This window comes from Duganella violaceipulchra (assembly GCF_019166075.1).
Lineage (GTDB): Bacteria > Pseudomonadota > Gammaproteobacteria > Burkholderiales > Burkholderiaceae_D > Rugamonas > Rugamonas violaceipulchra.
In genome coordinates this window covers 583,561-600,141 of the sequence record NZ_JAHTGR010000001.1, presented here as the reverse complement: position 1 = coordinate 600,141, position 16,581 = coordinate 583,561, and the positions used below count along the sequence as shown (strand labels likewise).

The following is a 16,581-nucleotide window of genomic DNA, read 5'->3' as shown; positions in this document are numbered from 1 at the left end:
AAGCCAGTCTAGCGAGGTCCCACTGCCGGCGTCCAGCGCGCTGGGGCGAACCGGGATGCCGGTGGGGCGAGCCGGCCCGCTATCCGGCGTAGGCCTTCTTCAGCGCGGCAAGGTCGATCTTTTTCATGCCCATCAGGGCCGCCATGACGCGGCCGGCCTTCTCGGTGTCGGCGTCCATCAGCATGGTCGGCAGCGCCGTCGGCACCACTTGCCATGACAGGCCGTACTTGTCGGCCAGCCAGCCGCATTGGCGGGCTTCCGGCGCGCCGCCCTCGGACAGCTGGTTCCAGAAGTGGTCGATTTCCTCCTGGCTTTCGCAGTTGATCACGAACGATACCGCCGGCGTGAACTGGAAGGCCGGGCCGCCGTTCAACAGGGTGAAGTCCTGGCCGTCCAGTTTCAGGCTGACGATCATCACGCTGCCGGGCGGCTGGCCGTGCTGTTCCTGGCCGGCCTCGGTGTAGCGGACGATGTCGCAGATCTTGGAATTGCGGAAGATGCCGACGTAGAACTCGGCCGCTTGCTCTGCTTGCCCCGCGAACCACAGGAAGGGGGTGATCTTCTGGATGCTGTGCATGGTTGTCTCCTGGTCTGGTGAGAGACTGACAGGTTAGCAGGACGGCGGCCGCTCCGGCGCACGGATAGGCGGCGCTTGCAGGCGCGCCATCACTTCGGCGCGGTACTGGCGCGAACACGGCACGCGCACGCCGCTGCGCAGCACCAGTTCACCGTCGCCCTTGTCGAGATGCTGCACGCTGGCGATCCAGTCCAGCTGCACGGCGGCGCGCCGGTGGCAGCGCTGGAAGCGCGGCCCGAGCTTGTCGACCAGGCCGGCCAGGGTCTGGCGCATCAGCGGCTGGCCGTCGGCGGTGTGCAGCACGACGTAGTTGTCGGCCGTTTCTATCCACTGGATTTGTTCGACCTTGACGATGCGGGTGCCGCCCCGTTCCGGAATCAGCAGCTGGCTGATGGCGGGCAGCGGATGCGACGGGGCAGGGGCTTCTTCGATGAGCGTCGGCGGCTTGGGGTGGACGGTCAGGGCGGCGCGCTGCTGGGCGAGGCGTTCGCGCACGCGCTGGAGGGCGCGTTGCAGGCGCTGCTGGTCGTAGGGTTTGAGCAGGTAATCGATGGCGTTGGCGTCGAAGGCGCGGATCGCGTATTCGTCGTAGGCGGTGACGAACACCACCAGCGGCGCCGGCGCCGGCAGCGAGGCCGCCACTTCCAGGCCGGTGATCTCGGGCATCTGGATGTCGAGTAGCAGCAGGTCGGGCGCGAAGCCGGGCAGGCGTTCGAGCGCGTCGACGCCGTCGCGGGCCTCGTCGATGGCGCTGATGTCCGGTTCCAGCTCCAGCAGGCGCCGCATCTTGTCGCGCGCGGGGCGCTCGTCGTCGACGATCAGGACGCGCATGGCAAGCGCATTTCTGCCCGCACGCCGGCGGGCGACAACTGGATCAGATCGAAGGAGGCGCTGGCGCCGTACAGGGCCGCCAGCCGCTCGCGCAGGTTGCGCACGCCGATGCCGCCGCCGGGCCGCGGATCGGGCGCCGCGTCGGCGGCCGGCAGCATGCCGCCGTCGTCCTCCAGCCGCAGCAGCATCGCGCCTTGCTCGCGGCTGGCCGAGATGGTGATGCCGGTGGCCTGGCGGCGCCGTTCGACGGTGTGCTTGAAGATGTTCTCCAACAGCGGCTGCATGCTCATCACCGGCACCTGGCAGCCCAGCAGCGCATCGTCGATATGCCAGTCGATGTGCACGCGGTCGGAAAACCGTTCGCTCATCAGGGCCGCGTAGCCGCGCAGCAGGCGCAGCTCCATCTCCAGCGTCACCTGGTGCTGTTCGCTGACGTCGAGCGTGGCGCGCAGCACGTCGGCCAGCTGGATCAGCATCGCATCGGCGCGCGCCACGTCGCTGTGCATCAGCGAGGAGATGGTGTTGAGGGCGTTGAACAGGAAGTGCGGCTGCATCTGCTGGGTAAGCCGCAGCAGCTGGGCCTCGCGCAGCGAGGCGTTGACGCGCTCGACGCGCAGCTTCTCGTTCTGCATCGCGTGATACGACAGCACGCCGAACATGATGGTGGCGAAGATACTGAAGAACACCGTCATCTTCACGTCTTCGTACAGGAAGGTTTGCGGCCACGGCAGGTGGTCGTAGGTTTCGCCGGCCAGCGCGTACCCGCCCTGGCGGATGCCGAAGGCGACCGGCACGAACAGCACCCAGTAGATCGGCAACCACACCAGCTGGCGCGCGAACCAGTGCAGCGGCTGCGCCAGCAGATGGTCGTACCTGCGCGTGAAACGGCGCTGGGCCAGCAGCAGCAAGGTGCCGGTCAGCGCGGAGGAGCTCTCCCACAGAATAGGCTTCCACACGCCATGCTGATGGTCGCGCAGGTATTCCTGAACGGCGGTGACGTTCATCAGCAGCCAGAATAAGATCCAGGCGGCGGCGACGGTGATTTGTGTGCGCTTCGGTAGCATGGCCCAGATGATTACCGATTCTTATCAATACGTCAATGAGCCATAAAGACTAGCGGTAGCGCGCTTCCACCAGGTCGATCTCGCGCACCAGCTTGCGCGAAATCTCGTCGGAGATATGGTCGTGCCGCGCCAGGTCGTAGACGGCGTGTCGCTCCGCCGCCAGCGCCGCCAGCCGCAGTTCCTTTTCCGCGTGGTCGGTCTTGCGCCAGGCGGCGTCGTTGTCGGGATCGACTTCCCGCAGCTTGTGCTGATAGAAGGCGATGATGCGCGCCGCCGCCTGCGGATACACCTCCGGGTCGACGCAGGAATCGGCCTCCATCAAGGCGATCTGCGTCTGCTCGACGGCGGTGATGGCGGCGTTGGCCGCCGCGCGCCGCGCCAGGTCTTCCTCCTGCTGCTGCTCCGGCGAGGCGGGGAAGGTCATGCCGGCCAGCAGGCGCGGCAGGCCCAGGCTGGCCACCAGCAGCGACACCAGGATCACCGAGCAGGCCAGGAAGATGGTCAGCGCGCGCGCCGGGAAGGGCGTGCCGTCGGGCATGGCCAGCGGCAGCGTCAGCACGCCGGCCAGCGTGATGGCGCCGCGCGCGCCGGCCAGCGTGGTCGCCAGCAGCAGGCGCGGGTTGATCTTGATACGCGGCTGGTTGCGGATCTTTTGCTTGTAGATGGTCAGCCGCAGCGAAGCCCACACCCACAGCATGCGCAGCACCAGCAGGCCGACATTGATGGCCACCGCATACACCGCCAGCCACCACGGATTCAGATGGCCGCTCTCCTCGATGGTGGCGCTGGCGCCGCGGAAGATGTCGGGCAGTTGTTCGCCCAGCAGCACGAACATGATGCCGTTCAGCGCGAACTGCACCGTGTCCCACACGGCCGAGCGCTGGATGCGGGTGTTGGCCAAGGTGTGGCCGCCCAGCTCCGCGTAGCTCATGGTGATGCCGGCCGCCACCGCCGCCAGGATGCCGGAGGCGTGCAGGCGCTCCGCCACCAGGTAGGCGCCGAACGGCAGCAGCAGGCTGACCAGGATGGGCGATCCCACCGGTTCGCCGTAGCGGCAGCTGAGCCAGTGCTGCATGCGCGTCACCAGCATCGTCACGGCGACGCCGGCGGCTATGCCGGCCGCCACCAGCCAGACGAAGGTGAGGGTGGCGCCGCTGATCGAAAAGGCGCCGGTCAGCGCGGCGGCCACGGCGAAGCGGAAGCACACCAGGCCGGAGGCGTCGTTGAGCAGCGATTCGCCCTCCAGGATGTGCATCAGGCGCTTGGGGATGGGCGTGGTGGCGGCGATGGCGCTGACGGCGACCGGATCGGTGGGCGAAATGATGGCGGCCAGCGCGAAGGCGACCGCCAGCGGCATGGCGGGGATCAGCCAGTGGATCAGGAAGCCGGCGCCGATGACGGTGAAGATCACCAGCCCCAGCGCCAGTTCCAGGATGGTGCCCTTGTCGCGCAACAGGCCGCTCTTGGGGATGCGCCAGCCGTCCAGGAACAGCAACGGCGGCAGGAACACCAGGAAGAACAGGTCCGGCTCCAGGTCGACGCCGCGGCTGGACTTGGCGGCGATCAGCGCGCCGAGCGCGATCTGCACCAGCGGCAACGGCACCGCGCGCGGCAGGAAGCGGGTCAGATAGGCGCTGGCCACCACTGCCAGCAGCATCACCAGCACGACTTCGATCGAATCCATCCCATTCCTTCATCATTGCGAAATGTTAGCCAGCTTACACCATCGATGGTTTTGTAAAAAGTTGGAGCTGAGCACTAGTAAAGTCGAGATCTTTCTGTCATAATTTCGTCTTCTGCGGGAGTAGCTCAGTTGGTAGAGCGCAACCTTGCCAAGGTTGAGGTCGAGAGTTCGAGACTCTTCTCCCGCTCCAGAATTCGGTAGCACATTAAAAGGAAGCCTGCGGGCTTCCTTTTTTGCGTCCGCAGTTGTGCATATGGTGCGGCAAACGTTGTATCTCGTGCTGTATAACAATATCTCTGCGCCAAAGTGTGACGGGGGCAGTGGCAGCCGCTATACTTGCTACGAAGCTACCACCGACGGAGAAGAAATCTATGAAATCAGTTCAGCAGGAAGTTGATGAGCGCAGTAACCTGACCAACTCCAATAAATTCGAACTGCTACTGTTCCGCCTTGGCGCCGACGCCAACGGCGAACATTCCGAGTTGTTCGGTATTAACGTCTTCAAAATTCGCGAAATCGTCGCGATGCCGGAAGTGACCGCAGTGGCCGGGTCCCCGCCACATATGCTGGGCGTCGTCAATCTGCGCGGACAAATCATCACGGTGCTGGATTTGCCAGGCATCGTCGGTGTGACCCCAAAAACCGGTCTGAACATCATGTTGGTCACCGAATTCGCCCGCACCACCCAGGCCTTCGCCGTGGAATCGGTGGATGAGATCGTGCGCCTGGACTGGAGCCAGGTGCTGACCGCCGAAGGCACCGCCGGCGGCAAGGTCACCAGCATCGCCCGCGTCGACGGCGACGTGCAGAACACCCGCCTGGCGCAGGTGCTGGACGTGGAAACCATCCTGCGCGAGCTGGTGCCGTCCGAAGGCAAGGACGTCGATCCTGAAACCATCGGCCCGAAAGTCATCCTCAAGCCGGGTGCGGTCATCCTGGCGGCGGACGATTCCGTGGTCGCCCGCAACCTGATCGAGAAGGGCCTGGAAGCGATGGGGGTACACTTCATCATGACCAAGTCCGGCAAGGAAGCCTGGGATCGCCTGCAGCATATTTCCGACGGCGCCAAAGCCGAAGGCGTGCCGATCACCGACCGCGTCGCCATGATCCTGACCGACCTGGAAATGCCGGAGATGGACGGCTTCACGCTGACCCGCCTGGTCAAGCAGGATGCGCGCTTCGCCAAGATTCCTGTGGTGATCCATTCCTCGTTGTCGGGCAAGACCAACGAAGACCACGTCAAGGGCGTAGGCGCGGACGCCTACGTGGCCAAGTTCTCGGCCGAGGAGCTGGCGGGCACCATCCGCACCGTGCTGGCCAAGGCTGCGGCCTAAGCACGCCGACGCGAACAAGGGTACTATCGAGGGGCCGTGACGGCGACGTCACGGCCCTTTTTTTGTTTTTCATTTCTCGAAAGGATATACCGTGGCGGCTAAGAAAATACTGTTTCTGACGGGCGACTTTGCAGAGGACTACGAAACCATGGTGCCGTTCCAGGCGCTGCAGATGGTGGGCCATACGGTGCACGCGGTGTGCCCCGACAAGCGGGCCGGCGACACCATCAAGACCGCCATCCATGATTTCGAGGGCGACCAGACCTACACGGAAAAGCCGGGCCACCTGTTCGCGCTCAACGCCAGCTTCGCCGATGTCGACGTGGCCAATTATGATGCGCTGATGATCGCCGGCGGCCGCGCACCGGAATACCTGCGGCTCAATCCGCGCGTGATCGAGATCGTGCAGCAGTTCGCCGCCGCGAACAAGCCGATCGCCGCCGTGTGCCACGGCGCGCAATTGCTGGCGGCGGCCGACGTCATCCGCGGCAAGACCATCTCGGCCTATCCGGCCTGCGCCCCGGAGGTCAAGCTGGCCGGCGCCAGCTACGCCGACATTCCTGTGGACCAGGCTGTCACCGACGGCAACTTCGTCACCGCGCCGGCTTGGCCCGCGCACCCGGCGTGGCTGGGCCAGTTCCTGCAGCGCCTGGGCACGGAAATCAAGCTGTAGATCAAGTTTGCGCTACAGCGCCGCCAGGCAGCGCGCGTGGAAGCGGATGTGGTCTTCCATGAAGCTGGCGATGAAGTAGTAGCCGTGATCGTAACGCGCATGCCGCCGCAGTTCCAGCGGCTGCGCGGCGGTGCGGCAGGCCGCTTCAAACACTTCCGGATACAGCTGCTCCTTGAGGAACTTGTCGCCCAGCCCCTGGTCAATCAGGATGCCGGCCGGGAAGGGCGTCTGCAAGCGCGCCATCAGCAGGCTGGCGTCGTACTGTTCCCATGCGCCGGGATTGTCGCCGAGGTAGCCGCTGAAAGCCTTCTTACCCCACGGGCACATCGACGGCGCCGCGATCGGCGCGAAGGCTGAGACGGAACGGAACAGGTCCGGCCGTTTCAAGGCGATGGTCAGCGCGCCGTGCCCGCCCATCGAGTGGCCGAAGATGCCGATGCGTTCGGCGTCCACCGGCAGTTCCTCCACCACCAGTTCGCGCAGTTCGTGAAGGTAGCTGTACATGCGGTAATGCGTGGCCCACGGTGCTTGCGTAGCGTCGAGATAGAAGCCGGCGCCGACGCCAAAATCCCAGTTGTCCGTTTCGCCGTAGACGCCGGCGCCGCGCGGGCTGGTGTCCGGTGCGATCAGGATCAGGCCCGCTTCGGCGGCGGCGCGTTGGGCGCCGGCCTTGATCATGAAAGTCTCTTCGTTGCAGGTCAGCCCGGCCAGGTAGAACAGCGCCGGCGCGCGGCCTTCGGCGGCCTTGACTGGAATGAAAACGGAGAAGCGCATCGGCAGGCCGATTTCGCGCGATGCGTGTTGGTAGAAGCGCTGCACACCGCCAAAACAGGCGTGTTCGCTGATTAGTTCAAGCATGTTGCTCCCTTATGTCTCTTAGCGCACAGTCAAAACGCGAGCAATTGTACAGAATTGTACAAGTATCTTTTAAAAGGAGAAGTACATGCCGGATATTCAGGTCTTCATGGCCGAACTAGGCTGGCCCTTGGCGATAGCGCTGGCTTGGCTGTCAGGAGAATTCATACACCGCTGGACCCGTTTGCCGCGCATCAGCGTCTACGGCCTGGTGGGTTTTTTAATGGCGCAGGCGTTTCCCACTGCACTGAGCAGCGGCGCTTCAAGCACCGTGACGCTGTTGGCCAACCTGGCTTTCGGACTGATACTGTTTGAATTCGGTTATCGCATCAACCTGCACTGGCTGCGCATCAATCCCTGGATCGCGGTCAGCGGGCTGGCCGAATCGGCCGCCACCTTCGGCGTGGTCTATCTGATTTCGCATCTGACCGGCATGCCGCCGCTGACCTCGCTGTTGCTGGCGTCGCTGGCCATGTCCACCTCGCCGGCCGGCGTGCTGCGCGTGATTAACGAGGAGGACAGCTCGGGGCAGGTGACCGAGCGCGTGCTGCACCTGGTGGCCATCAACTGCGTGCTGGCGGTGTTCGTGTTCAAGGTGGTGGTGGGCTTCTGGGTGTTCCAGACCTCGGGCAGCCTGACGCAGGCCGTGTCGCACAGCCTGATCGAACTGGTGATGTCGGCCGTGATGGGCGCGGTGCTGGGCTTTATCGTGCCGGCCGTGCTGCGCCGCCTGGGCGCGATCGCGCAGGACGGCACCGTCGCCTTCGCCATGGGCGTGGTGCTGCTGGTGGCGCTGGCGCATGCCTTCGACGTCTCGCCGGTGTTGGCCACGCTGACCTTCGGCCTGGCCGCGCGCCACAGCCGCGTCGCGTTCAGCCGCACCGAGCGCAACTTCGGCGGCATCGGCGAACTGCTGACGGTGCTGCTGTTCGTGTTTGCCGTCTCCACGCTGGAGTGGGATCGCGTGGTGGCCGGCGCCGGCCTCGGCGTGGTGCTGGTGCTGGCGCGCTTCCTGGTCAAGGCGGCCGCCGTGGCGGCGTTCGCGCACGTCGGCGGCATCTCGTGGCGCAAGGGCTTGCTGACCGGGATCGCGCTGTCGCCGATGTCGGTGTTCGTCACGCTGCTGCTGGAACAGACGCGTTACATGGGCATCGTGCTGGTCGACGAACTGGCCGCGTTGGCGGCCATGACCTTATTGCTGGAAGTGGTAGGCCCCATCATCACGCAGCGGGCGCTGATCTGGGCGAATGAAACCGCCGCTAAAGAGGAGCATTGACATGCCATTGGAACCCTTCAAATCATCGCAACCGCTCACCATGGGCGTGGAGCTGGAGCTGCAACTGGTCAGCCTGTCGGACTTCGACCTGACCGCGTCCAGCCCGGACCTGCTGCACCTGTTGAGCCGCAAGCCGTTTCCCGGCAACGTCACGCCGGAAATCACCGAGAGCATGATCGAGATTAACAGCGACGTGCACACGCATCACAGCGAGCTGGTGTCGCAGTTGCAGGTGATCCGCGACACGCTGGTGCAGGCCGGCGAGCAGCTCAACATCGGCATCTGCGGCGGCGGCACGCATCCGTTCCAGAAATGGTCGGACCGCAGGATCTTTGCCAAGCCGCGTTTCAAGGAAGTGTCGGAGCTGTATGGCTATCTGGCTAAACAGTTTACGATTTTCGGCCAGCACGTGCACATCGGCTGCGCCTCGGGCGACGACGCGCTGTTCCTGCTGCATTCGCTGAGCCGCTACGTGCCGCACTTCATCGCGCTGTCGTCGTCGTCGCCGTATGTGCAGGGGAACGACACGCTGTTCAATTCGGCGCGGCTGAACTCCGTGTTCGCCTTCCCGATGAGCGGGCGGGCGCCGTTCACGCAAAGCTGGTCGACCTTCGAGCATGAGTACTTCGCCAAGATGGAGCACACCGGCGTCATCAAGAGCATGAAGGACTTCTACTGGGACATCCGGCCGAAGCCGGAGTTCGGCACCATCGAGCTGCGCGTGTGCGACACGCCGTTGACGGTGGAGCGGGCGGCGGCGCTGGCCGTGTATCTGCAGGCGCTGTGCCGTTATCTGCTGGAGCGCCGCGAGGCGCCGCCGGTGGAGGACGACTACCTGGTCTACAACTACAACCGCTTCCAGGCCTGCCGCTTCGGCCTGGACGGCACGCTGGTGCATCCGAAGAACTACGAGAGCCTGTCGCTGCGCGAGGACATCCTGACCACGCTGCGCAAGATGGAGCCGCACGGTGCGGCGCTGGGCGGCACTGCGGGCTTGCAGCATCTGGTGCAGGTCACGCACGAGGGCAGCGACGCCCACTACCTGCGCCAGCAGTTCGACCGCAGCGGCAGCGCCGAAGGCATGGTCGACGCGGCGATCCAGCGCTTCCGCGGCGAGTGATCGGTCAAGAGGAGGAATCTACTTCTTTCTCTTGCTGGAGAGGTGGCCACAGTTTGTGACCACCTCCAATTTATCGGCAGTGGTACCAACCGACCGCGCAGTTCGGCGCGGTGGCGTCGTGGATCACCTAGAACCGCGTCTCGCGCGCCACGCGCAGGAAGTTGTCGAGGATGGCGGTGCAGTCGAGCAGTTCGACGCCGCCGGCCTGGTGGAATTCCGGATGCCATTGCAGGCCCATGACGAAGGGCGCCTTGCGGTAGCGGATCGCTTCGATCATATTGTCCGGCACCGACAGCGCCTCCACCGCCATGTCGCGCCCCAGCGTCTTGACGGCCTGGTGGTGGATGGAGTTGACCAGGCCGGCGCCCTTGCCCTTGAACAGCTTGGCCAGCGAAGAGCCGGCCGGGAAGCTGACTTGGTGGCGGTTGCGGTCGTAGTCGTCGTTGACGTGGGCCAGCGAGTCGGGCACATCGGAGGCAATGTCCTGGTACAGCGTGCCGCCGAAGGCCACGTTGATCAGCTGGCAGCCGCGGCAGATGCCCAGCACCGGCTTGCCCGCTTCGACAAATTCATGCAGCAGTTCCAGCTCGTACATATCCCGCGCGCGGTCGCCGCTCCATTCGGGGCGGGTGGGCGTTTCCGAATAACTTTGCGGCGAAACGTCGGCGCCGCCTTGCAGCACCAGGCCGTCCAGGTGCTTGGCGTAGTCGCGCAGGCGGATGTTGGAGGGGTGCAGCAGGCCGTCGGTATTGACGGTCGGGATCATGAACACCAGCACGTCGCGCGACATCACCCACTGCGCGATGGATTCCTCAAGGTATTGCAGGTTCTTGCTGCGCAGGCCGGCGGCGCCGGGCTCCGGATGAAAGATGCGGGCCGAGACGCCGATGTGCAGCGGCCGCTGGATGATGTGGCGCGTGACGGCGACGGCGATGCGGCGGTAGCGCGCCATCAGCACGCGGCCCCACAGGCTGAAGACGGTGTCGCCGGGGTCCAGATAGCTCGGCGTGCCGATCTCCTGGCGCGTTGTGCGCCGGTCGCGGTCGCTGCTGCGCCGGTGTTGCGATGGCTGCTCCTTGTCTTCCGGTCCCGCGCTCATGCTTGCCTCTTGCCTGTCTACAGGATTGCAGTGTGCCATAGACCAGCGCCATCAGTCGCCCGCTACAGTGCTTGAAAAACAGAAACGAGTAGTTGACAATTTCGCGCTAAAACTTGCAGTACCAATTCGACAGTCATCTCCTACACGCACACAGCGAGCAGACTTATATCCTGTCCGTTGAACCAGCTTTACGATGACACCTCCTTGACACATCGGCAGTGACAGTACTGATGAGCTAGGGTTTTTTACACTAACCGGAGGCTATATCATGGCAAACTCGAATCAAGGTAATCAAGGCAATCAAGGCAACCAGGGTGGCAGGGGACAGAACCAGCAGAGCGACACCAGCAATCGCGGGTTCGCGTCGATGGACCCCGACAAGCAGCGCGAGATCGCGGCCGAAGGCGGACGTGCGGCACACGCGTCTGGCCATGCCCATGAGTTCACGCCCGAAGAGGCGCGCGTGGCCGGCAGCCAGAGCCACAAGAACGACGGCAATCAGCAAAGCGCTTCGTCCAATGCCAATACGCGCAGCGGCAGTCAAGGCAATCAGGGCAGCTCGGGCGGTACGGGTTCCTCCGGCGGCACGCGCGGCGGCACGCCGGAACAGCATGCCGAAGCCGGGCGTCAAAGCCACAAGAACGACCGTTAAGCAGGTGTAAACGGGACATCATGGCGGCCTCCGGCCGCCATTTTTTGCGCGGACGAAGGAACTAAGGGCGTTGCGCCAGTTCGCAAAGCAGCGCGTCGGCGAAGGCGGTCACCAGCGGTTCGGCCTCGCGCCGGCTGGCCAGGCCGACCTTGGTAACCAGGCTGCCGTGCGAGAGCGGGATGAAACGCACGCCGGCCGGCGCCATCAACTGCATGCACTCCGGTACGATGGCGATGCCGAGGTCGGCTTCGATCAGGCTCAGTTGCGAGGACTTGCGCGACAGCACACGCGCCGGCGTCGGGAAGAAGCCCTGGTCCAGGCACAGGTTGGCCACCAGGTAGCTCAGGCCGCCACGGTCCTTGTGCGGGATCGAAATGAACGGCTCCTTGCTCAGGCTGGCCAGTTCGATGTTGTCCAGCTTGGCCAGCGGCGAATGCTGCGACACCGCCACCACCAGCCGCTCCGTGGTCAGCTCGCGCACCTGGATGTGTGGATACTTGCGCAAGGTCGGCATGCGGATCAGGCCGATATCGGCGCGGCCTTCTTCGATGTCCATGGTCTGGTCTTCCGACGGCGCCATCGAGATCTCCAGGGTCGCGCCGGGAAACTCCGCCAGCAAGCGGCTCAGCGCGGCCGTCATCGCCGGCGTCAGGATCACCGAGCTGGAATGCTGCAAGCGGATCAGGCCTTGCGCGCCCAGCCCCACCTGGCGCGCCTGCACGACCGTGTGGTCGATGTCCTCGAGGATGCGCTTGCTGCGTTCGAAGAACAGGCGGCCGGCCGGCGTCAACAAGATGTGGCGCGAGTCGCGCGTGAGCAGCTGGGTTTGCAGCTCGTCCTCCAGCTCCTTGATCTGCCGGCTCAGCGCCGATTGCGCGACGTACAGTTTTTCCGCCGCGCGCGAGTAGCTGCCGGCCTCCACGATCTCTACAAAATATTTAAACTGTTTAAGCGAAATCACCGTTATGCCGTTTCGAGATAGTTGGACGCCGTATTTGATATTGGATTGCTCAGCGCAGCGCCGTTACAGTGAAGCGTCTCTTCACCACTAACGGGTACCGCCATGTTGGAACTCATCGGAATAATCGGCGTGATCGTAAGTATTGCATTAAAATTAATATGCGTCCAGATCGGCTGCGGAAGCGGCGTCGACGATAAAGAGGACTGATGCCCCTATAATCGCGCATGCTCAAAAAAATCCTGACCTTCGCCGCCAAGCTGTGCGCCTTCCTCTTGATGCTGTGCCTGTCGCTGTGGGGCGGCGGCGCGCTGTGGTTCCAGGCCGCGCCTGTGATGGCGGTGGCCTGGGGCGTGGCCAGCGTCGCGACGCTGGTGTGGTGGTGGCGCCGGCGCAGCGCGCGCGTGCTGTTGCCGTGGGCGCTGGCGGTCGTGCTGATGATGGGCTGGTGGCGCACCATCGAACCCAGCCATGACCGCGTGTGGGCGGACGACGTGGCGCGCATGGTCACGGGCCGTGTGCAGGGCAGCATCGTGACGCTGGACCAGGTGCGCAATTTCGACTGGCGCAGCGATGCCGATTACACGCAGCGCTGGGAGCAGCGTTCGTATGACCTGCAGCAGTTGCAGTCGGTCGACGTGGCGATGTCGTACTGGATGGGGCCGGCCATCGCGCATACCCTGGTGTCATTCGGTTTCTCCGATGGCCGCTACCTGACGTTCTCGATCGAGATCCGCAAGGAGCGCGGCGAGCGCTTCGACGGCATCGCCGGTTTCTTCAAACGCTTTGAGACCGTGCTGATCGCCGCCGACGAGCGCGACATCCTGCGCGTGCGCACCAACGCGCGCGGCGAGGACATGTATCTGTATCGCCTGAAGATGCCGCCGGAAGTGATACGCTCGCTGTTCCTGTCGTATCTGGACGAGGGCGCGTTGCTCAAGCGCGAGCCGCGCTTCTACAACACGCTCACCGCCAACTGCACCACCATCGTCTTCGAGATGGCGCGCCGCATCGATCCCGGCCTGCCGCTGGACTGGCGCTTGCTGGCCTCCGGCTACCTGGACCGCTACCTGTACGATATCGGCGCGCTGGCCGGGCAGGGCGGCTTCGCTGCGCAGCGGCAGCAAGCCCACATCACCGCCAGGGCGCGCGCGGCCGATCAAGACATGGATTTCTCCGGCCGCATCAGGCTCCGCTGATCGTCGTTTTTACAGGGCAAACACTCTGAGACCTTCGATGCCCACCTTTTCGGGAGCGAGACTGGCGATGTCGCTCCCCGAGGCATTGATGACCTTGCAATGCAGTTCTTGACTGTCGCTGCTGAGTAAAAAGCCGGTGGGGAGCAAATATGCGCATCTGACTTGCGCCTCGCAGCTGGCAGAGAGTTTGATGTGAAAATCGACCGGGGCCAGCGTCCGCTGTATCTGAACGCGCTGGCCGAACGGACCTGCATGCAGATCATCGTCCGCACAAATCGACATGCCAAATGTCGTGCCGCCGCAATCAAATCTGCAAGGTTGGACACTGGGAATGTGTACGGTATCCTCGGCCCCCAAGACCTCGTGGAAATCGCCGATCTTGTGATACTTTGCGACGTTAATTCCATTGTAGTAAACAAACGCCGTATTACGGGCGAAGTATCTGGCGCCTGATGCCGAGGCAATTCTCTCCTTGTAGGTCTGCGGCAGTAATGTACCGGCAAGCGGCGGCGCTACAAAACGCAAATCGACGTCTTCCGGGTCCGGGACATCCTTGGTCAGGTCTCTGGGCGCAGGACGAAATTTGGACGATTCGGTCACTGCTTGGCGGTATCGCCCAACTTTTTCCGGCGTGCAGTGCGTGATACTGCGTCGCCAGGCTATCGTGCCTGGGACGATCAGTATATTTTTTAGAGTCGCGCTTAACGCTGCGAAGGCGCGGCATAAATTCTGCATTTCTATCTCATCAAGATGACGCGTGTCGCCCGTTGCATGAAGTTGTGGGACTACCTTTTCTCTTTTTTCGATCCCTATCAGCCTTGTTTTTGCGGGTTTATGTCTTGCAAACATATATTCCGGAGCGAGGAAAATTCCACGTAAGCGGTGTTGGTTGTCGCAGATCGGAAGTTTGTCTTCTACCATAGCCTCAAAGCCGCACAGCGCTTTTTTAACGAGCTCGAATCGTTGTTCAATTTCCTTGCTTTGTAAATCAGTATTTTCCAGAAGCATGCCAACGTACACGCGCCGGACGACGTTGAGTGATGGCTTTTCCGGGCGAGTCAGCACAATCGCGCTTAGCCGGTCTTGCGCGACCTGACTGCTTATCATGGAACTGCCGGAGGTACCGCCCAAGCGGATTTCGAACATGGCGCCGGGCAGGCGCGCGATGATTTCGCCATGCCACTCGGCCCGCCCTTTGTCTACCGTTACATACTGGCCTACTCGAAATGGCATAGTCATCCCCGGAGTCAATTGCATCAGATTGCATTTATAATAACTCAGGGAGTACACAAAAAAACGGAGACATAATGAATAAAAAACTCACGGTCGCTTTGGTGGCCAGCCTGTCGGGATTAGTGCTGGCTGGCTGTGGCGGCGGCTCAGGCAGCAGCGCCAGCACGGCGCCGGACCCCGGCAACCAAAGCGAACCCAGTGTGAGTCTCGTGCCAGCGATCTTGCCGGGGTCGATACCGTCGGATTCGCCCGGCCCTCCAACCGGCGCGAGCTACGCGATGTCGTTGGCGATTCCACCGCGCCACCAGTGGAACGGCAACTACGGCTCGCGGCGAAACCGCATTCATCAGCGCCGGCTTGTACTACGGTCAGTATGTGTCGCAATTCACCGCGCGCGCTGCCGCGACACCGGGCGTCAATCAAAGCGATCCCAAGAGCCAGTTGCTCATTTCGGTCAACGATTTGACGGCGGCGGCCAATATGCATCTGAATGCGGTTGAGTGGGATGGGCAGACAGAAGCGGTCACTACCAGCCAGTACCTGGCCTGGGTGAAGGGCTATGTGCTGGCAGGCTACCCGGTGATTATCGGGGTCTACGTGAATCTGTATGAGCCTGGCGGCGATCCGGCGACCGGCTTTTCCAGCTACGATCACATTGTCCCGGTCAATGGCATCGCATCCAATCATCCCTTGGCACAGGGATTTAAGCAGAGCTATTATGCCGACGACATTTTGCAACTGAGCGACAACAGCGGCAACCACAACGTCAAGTTCCCCAGCTCTGCAAGCAGCCCGCCGGTGGCTGCGGCCTACCTGTTCCAATACAGCTACGGCGCATTCCAGATGACCCGTGTCCAGGCCAACTCGCCCACTGCGCCGCCGTATTCACTGGCCCTGCATAGCAACAGCGGCAACCGGAATTCCGCCGTTGCGATCACCGGCGTCACCGACCTGAATCGCGAGACCGTCCCGGTGCGCCTGGCGACCAACTTGAATTACGAGAACCCGGCCATCAGCAATGGATCGAATACGCCGCCAGCGGCAGCGCCATTGACATTGACCGCGACCGTGTACGGCTTGACCGCCGGTGTTAAATACAATGTCTATCAGTACGATACGCTGGCGGCTATCCCCAACTCCGCCTTCAACGCCAATGCTGCCGCGGCCGTTAAAGCGTTTACGTTCACCGCCACCGACTCCACCTATGTGCTTCCTGCTATCAGCATCATGTCGAACCAGGTTGCGGCCTTCCGCGCTGTGCCGGCATCGGCGCGTTAGTCAGGGGGACGGGGAAGCCGGAGCCTCACGATGGGGCGTTACAATGCTGGACAGGTATTATTAAATATTTGATAATTGAATTTTAATCAATATGGAGTAAATATGGCCGCAATCAACCGTCTGCTTGCCACTACCTTGGCTACGCTGCTCATGGCGGGTTCCGCCTCCGCCGCGACCATTCTTGTGGATTTTGAGACCACGCCAGGCGCCGATGGCCGCTTGGGGACTGCCGATGACTTGCCCATGTTCAGCGATAGCATCCGCTGGATACGTAACGAGCTGACGCCTGCCGGCATCACCTTCACGCAAGGCACGCTGTTCGAGGGGCCTTTCTTCGACGGCAATCCAGGCAATCACTTTCTGTCGTCGACCAATCCGGTTGGCACCTTCAGCACCCCGGTCTACGGCATCAGCATCCAAAGCTATTCCTACTGGAATGCGACTCTGTATGCATACGACGCCACCGGCAAGGTGATCGCCAGTGACCACGTTCTCAATGCTGGCCAGGGTTTCCAGCGCCAGACGTTGTCCTTGTCCAGCGCGGAAGCGATCGCCGGCTTTGCCGTCCTGCCTGACAATCCGGGCAACATTCTCAATCTGGACAATATGGTGCTGACTACGACGCCGGTGCCGGAACCCTCGTCATGGGCCTTGCTCGGCGCTGGTCTGGCGCTGCTGGGCTGGCGCGCGCGCCGCCGCGCCTAAGCGTATCAGGGCAACTGTTTAGCGCTCTGCACCAGGTGCCTGC

The 16,581-nt window shown here is 62.9% G+C and carries 16 protein-coding genes and 1 tRNA gene; 9 read left to right on the top strand and 8 right to left on the bottom strand.

What is annotated here, in order from left to right; translation table 11 throughout:
• Nucleotides 1-79: 79 nt before the first annotated feature.
• From KVP70_RS02575 to KVP70_RS02560, 4 genes are read right to left on the bottom strand one after another with little or no spacing between them, the layout of a single operon-like run.
• Entirely contained in the window at nucleotides 80-577 is a 498-nt protein-coding gene (locus KVP70_RS02575; RefSeq protein ID WP_217940423.1) for a VOC family protein, read from the bottom strand.
• Between the two features lie 33 nt (nucleotides 578-610).
• The gene (locus tag KVP70_RS02570; RefSeq protein WP_217940422.1) at nucleotides 611-1,408 is read right to left on the bottom strand and encodes a LytR/AlgR family response regulator transcription factor; all 798 of its coding nucleotides are present in this window, start codon (nucleotides 1,406-1,408) and stop codon (nucleotides 611-613) included.
• The gene (locus tag KVP70_RS02565; RefSeq protein WP_217940421.1) at nucleotides 1,396-2,472 is read right to left on the bottom strand and encodes a sensor histidine kinase; all 1,077 of its coding nucleotides are present in this window, start codon (nucleotides 2,470-2,472) and stop codon (nucleotides 1,396-1,398) included. Before KVP70_RS02565 ends, KVP70_RS02570 begins: the two co-directional genes overlap by 13 nt.
• 49 nt (nucleotides 2,473-2,521) lie before the next feature.
• Nucleotides 2,522-4,156 (bottom strand): Na+/H+ antiporter, encoded by a 1,635-nt coding sequence (locus KVP70_RS02560; RefSeq protein WP_217940420.1) that lies wholly within the window; start codon nucleotides 4,154-4,156, stop codon nucleotides 2,522-2,524.
• 114 nt (nucleotides 4,157-4,270) lie between these two features.
• Here KVP70_RS02560 and KVP70_RS02555 point away from each other — a divergent pair.
• From KVP70_RS02555 to KVP70_RS02545, 3 genes are all read left to right on the top strand, one after another.
• Nucleotides 4,271-4,346, top strand: a tRNA-Gly gene (locus tag KVP70_RS02555).
• Nucleotides 4,347-4,527: 181 nt separating this feature from the next.
• Nucleotides 4,528-5,490 carry a chemotaxis protein gene (locus KVP70_RS02550; protein WP_217940419.1) on the top strand — a complete coding sequence of 321 codons (963 nt, stop codon included), beginning with the start codon at nucleotides 4,528-4,530 and terminating at the stop codon, nucleotides 5,488-5,490.
• Between the two features lie 91 nt (nucleotides 5,491-5,581).
• Nucleotides 5,582-6,163, top strand: a complete 582-nt coding sequence (locus tag KVP70_RS02545; RefSeq protein ID WP_217940418.1) for a DJ-1/PfpI family protein — start codon at nucleotides 5,582-5,584, stop codon at nucleotides 6,161-6,163.
• Between the two features lie 12 nt (nucleotides 6,164-6,175).
• Here the strand turns inward: KVP70_RS02545 and fghA are convergent, their stop codons facing one another.
• Nucleotides 6,176-7,021 carry an S-formylglutathione hydrolase gene (gene fghA / locus KVP70_RS02540; RefSeq protein WP_217940417.1) on the bottom strand — a complete coding sequence of 282 codons (846 nt, stop codon included), beginning with the start codon at nucleotides 7,019-7,021 and terminating at the stop codon, nucleotides 6,176-6,178.
• A gap of 85 nt (nucleotides 7,022-7,106) precedes the next feature.
• Between fghA and KVP70_RS02535 the strand changes: the two genes are divergently transcribed.
• Both KVP70_RS02535 and KVP70_RS02530 read left to right on the top strand, forming a co-directional pair.
• A complete protein-coding gene (locus tag KVP70_RS02535; protein ID WP_217940416.1) occupies nucleotides 7,107-8,294 on the top strand; it encodes a cation:proton antiporter in 1,188 nt (395 codons plus the stop codon).
• A gap of 1 nt (nucleotide 8,295) precedes the next feature.
• Entirely contained in the window at nucleotides 8,296-9,414 is a 1,119-nt protein-coding gene (locus tag KVP70_RS02530; RefSeq protein WP_217940415.1) for a YbdK family carboxylate-amine ligase, read from the top strand.
• 127 nt (nucleotides 9,415-9,541) lie between these two features.
• Here KVP70_RS02530 and KVP70_RS02525 read toward each other — a convergent pair whose 3' ends face one another.
• Nucleotides 9,542-10,513: a gamma-glutamyl-gamma-aminobutyrate hydrolase family protein gene (locus tag KVP70_RS02525; RefSeq protein WP_217940414.1), complete on the bottom strand. Its 972-nt coding sequence runs from the start codon at nucleotides 10,511-10,513 to the stop codon at nucleotides 9,542-9,544.
• Nucleotides 10,514-10,781: 268 nt separating this feature from the next.
• Between KVP70_RS02525 and KVP70_RS02520 the strand changes: the two genes are divergently transcribed.
• Complete coding sequence (locus KVP70_RS02520) at nucleotides 10,782-11,165, top strand: KGG domain-containing protein (RefSeq protein WP_217940413.1); 384 nt, start codon at nucleotides 10,782-10,784, stop codon at nucleotides 11,163-11,165.
• Between the two features lie 61 nt (nucleotides 11,166-11,226).
• On the opposite strand, the gene KVP70_RS34125 is transcribed toward KVP70_RS02520, so the two are convergent.
• A complete protein-coding gene (locus tag KVP70_RS34125; protein ID WP_217940412.1) occupies nucleotides 11,227-12,126 on the bottom strand; it encodes a LysR family transcriptional regulator in 900 nt (299 codons plus the stop codon).
• 224 nt (nucleotides 12,127-12,350) lie between these two features.
• Here KVP70_RS34125 and KVP70_RS02510 point away from each other — a divergent pair, with 224 nt between their 5' ends.
• Nucleotides 12,351-13,322 carry an Lnb N-terminal periplasmic domain-containing protein gene (locus KVP70_RS02510; RefSeq protein ID WP_217940411.1) on the top strand — a complete coding sequence of 324 codons (972 nt, stop codon included), beginning with the start codon at nucleotides 12,351-12,353 and terminating at the stop codon, nucleotides 13,320-13,322.
• 9 nt (nucleotides 13,323-13,331) lie between these two features.
• On the opposite strand, the gene KVP70_RS02505 is transcribed toward KVP70_RS02510, so the two are convergent.
• Nucleotides 13,332-14,579 (bottom strand): hypothetical protein, encoded by a 1,248-nt coding sequence (locus KVP70_RS02505; RefSeq protein WP_217940410.1) that lies wholly within the window; start codon nucleotides 14,577-14,579, stop codon nucleotides 13,332-13,334.
• 351 nt (nucleotides 14,580-14,930) lie between these two features.
• Between KVP70_RS02505 and KVP70_RS02500 the strand changes: the two genes are divergently transcribed.
• Both KVP70_RS02500 and KVP70_RS02495 read left to right on the top strand, forming a co-directional pair.
• Complete coding sequence (locus KVP70_RS02500; RefSeq protein WP_217940409.1) at nucleotides 14,931-15,833, top strand: hypothetical protein; 903 nt, start codon at nucleotides 14,931-14,933, stop codon at nucleotides 15,831-15,833.
• 102 nt (nucleotides 15,834-15,935) lie between these two features.
• Nucleotides 15,936-16,538 carry a PEP-CTERM sorting domain-containing protein gene (locus KVP70_RS02495; RefSeq protein WP_217940408.1) on the top strand — a complete coding sequence of 201 codons (603 nt, stop codon included), beginning with the start codon at nucleotides 15,936-15,938 and terminating at the stop codon, nucleotides 16,536-16,538.
• The last annotated feature ends 43 nt before the right edge of the window (nucleotides 16,539-16,581 follow it).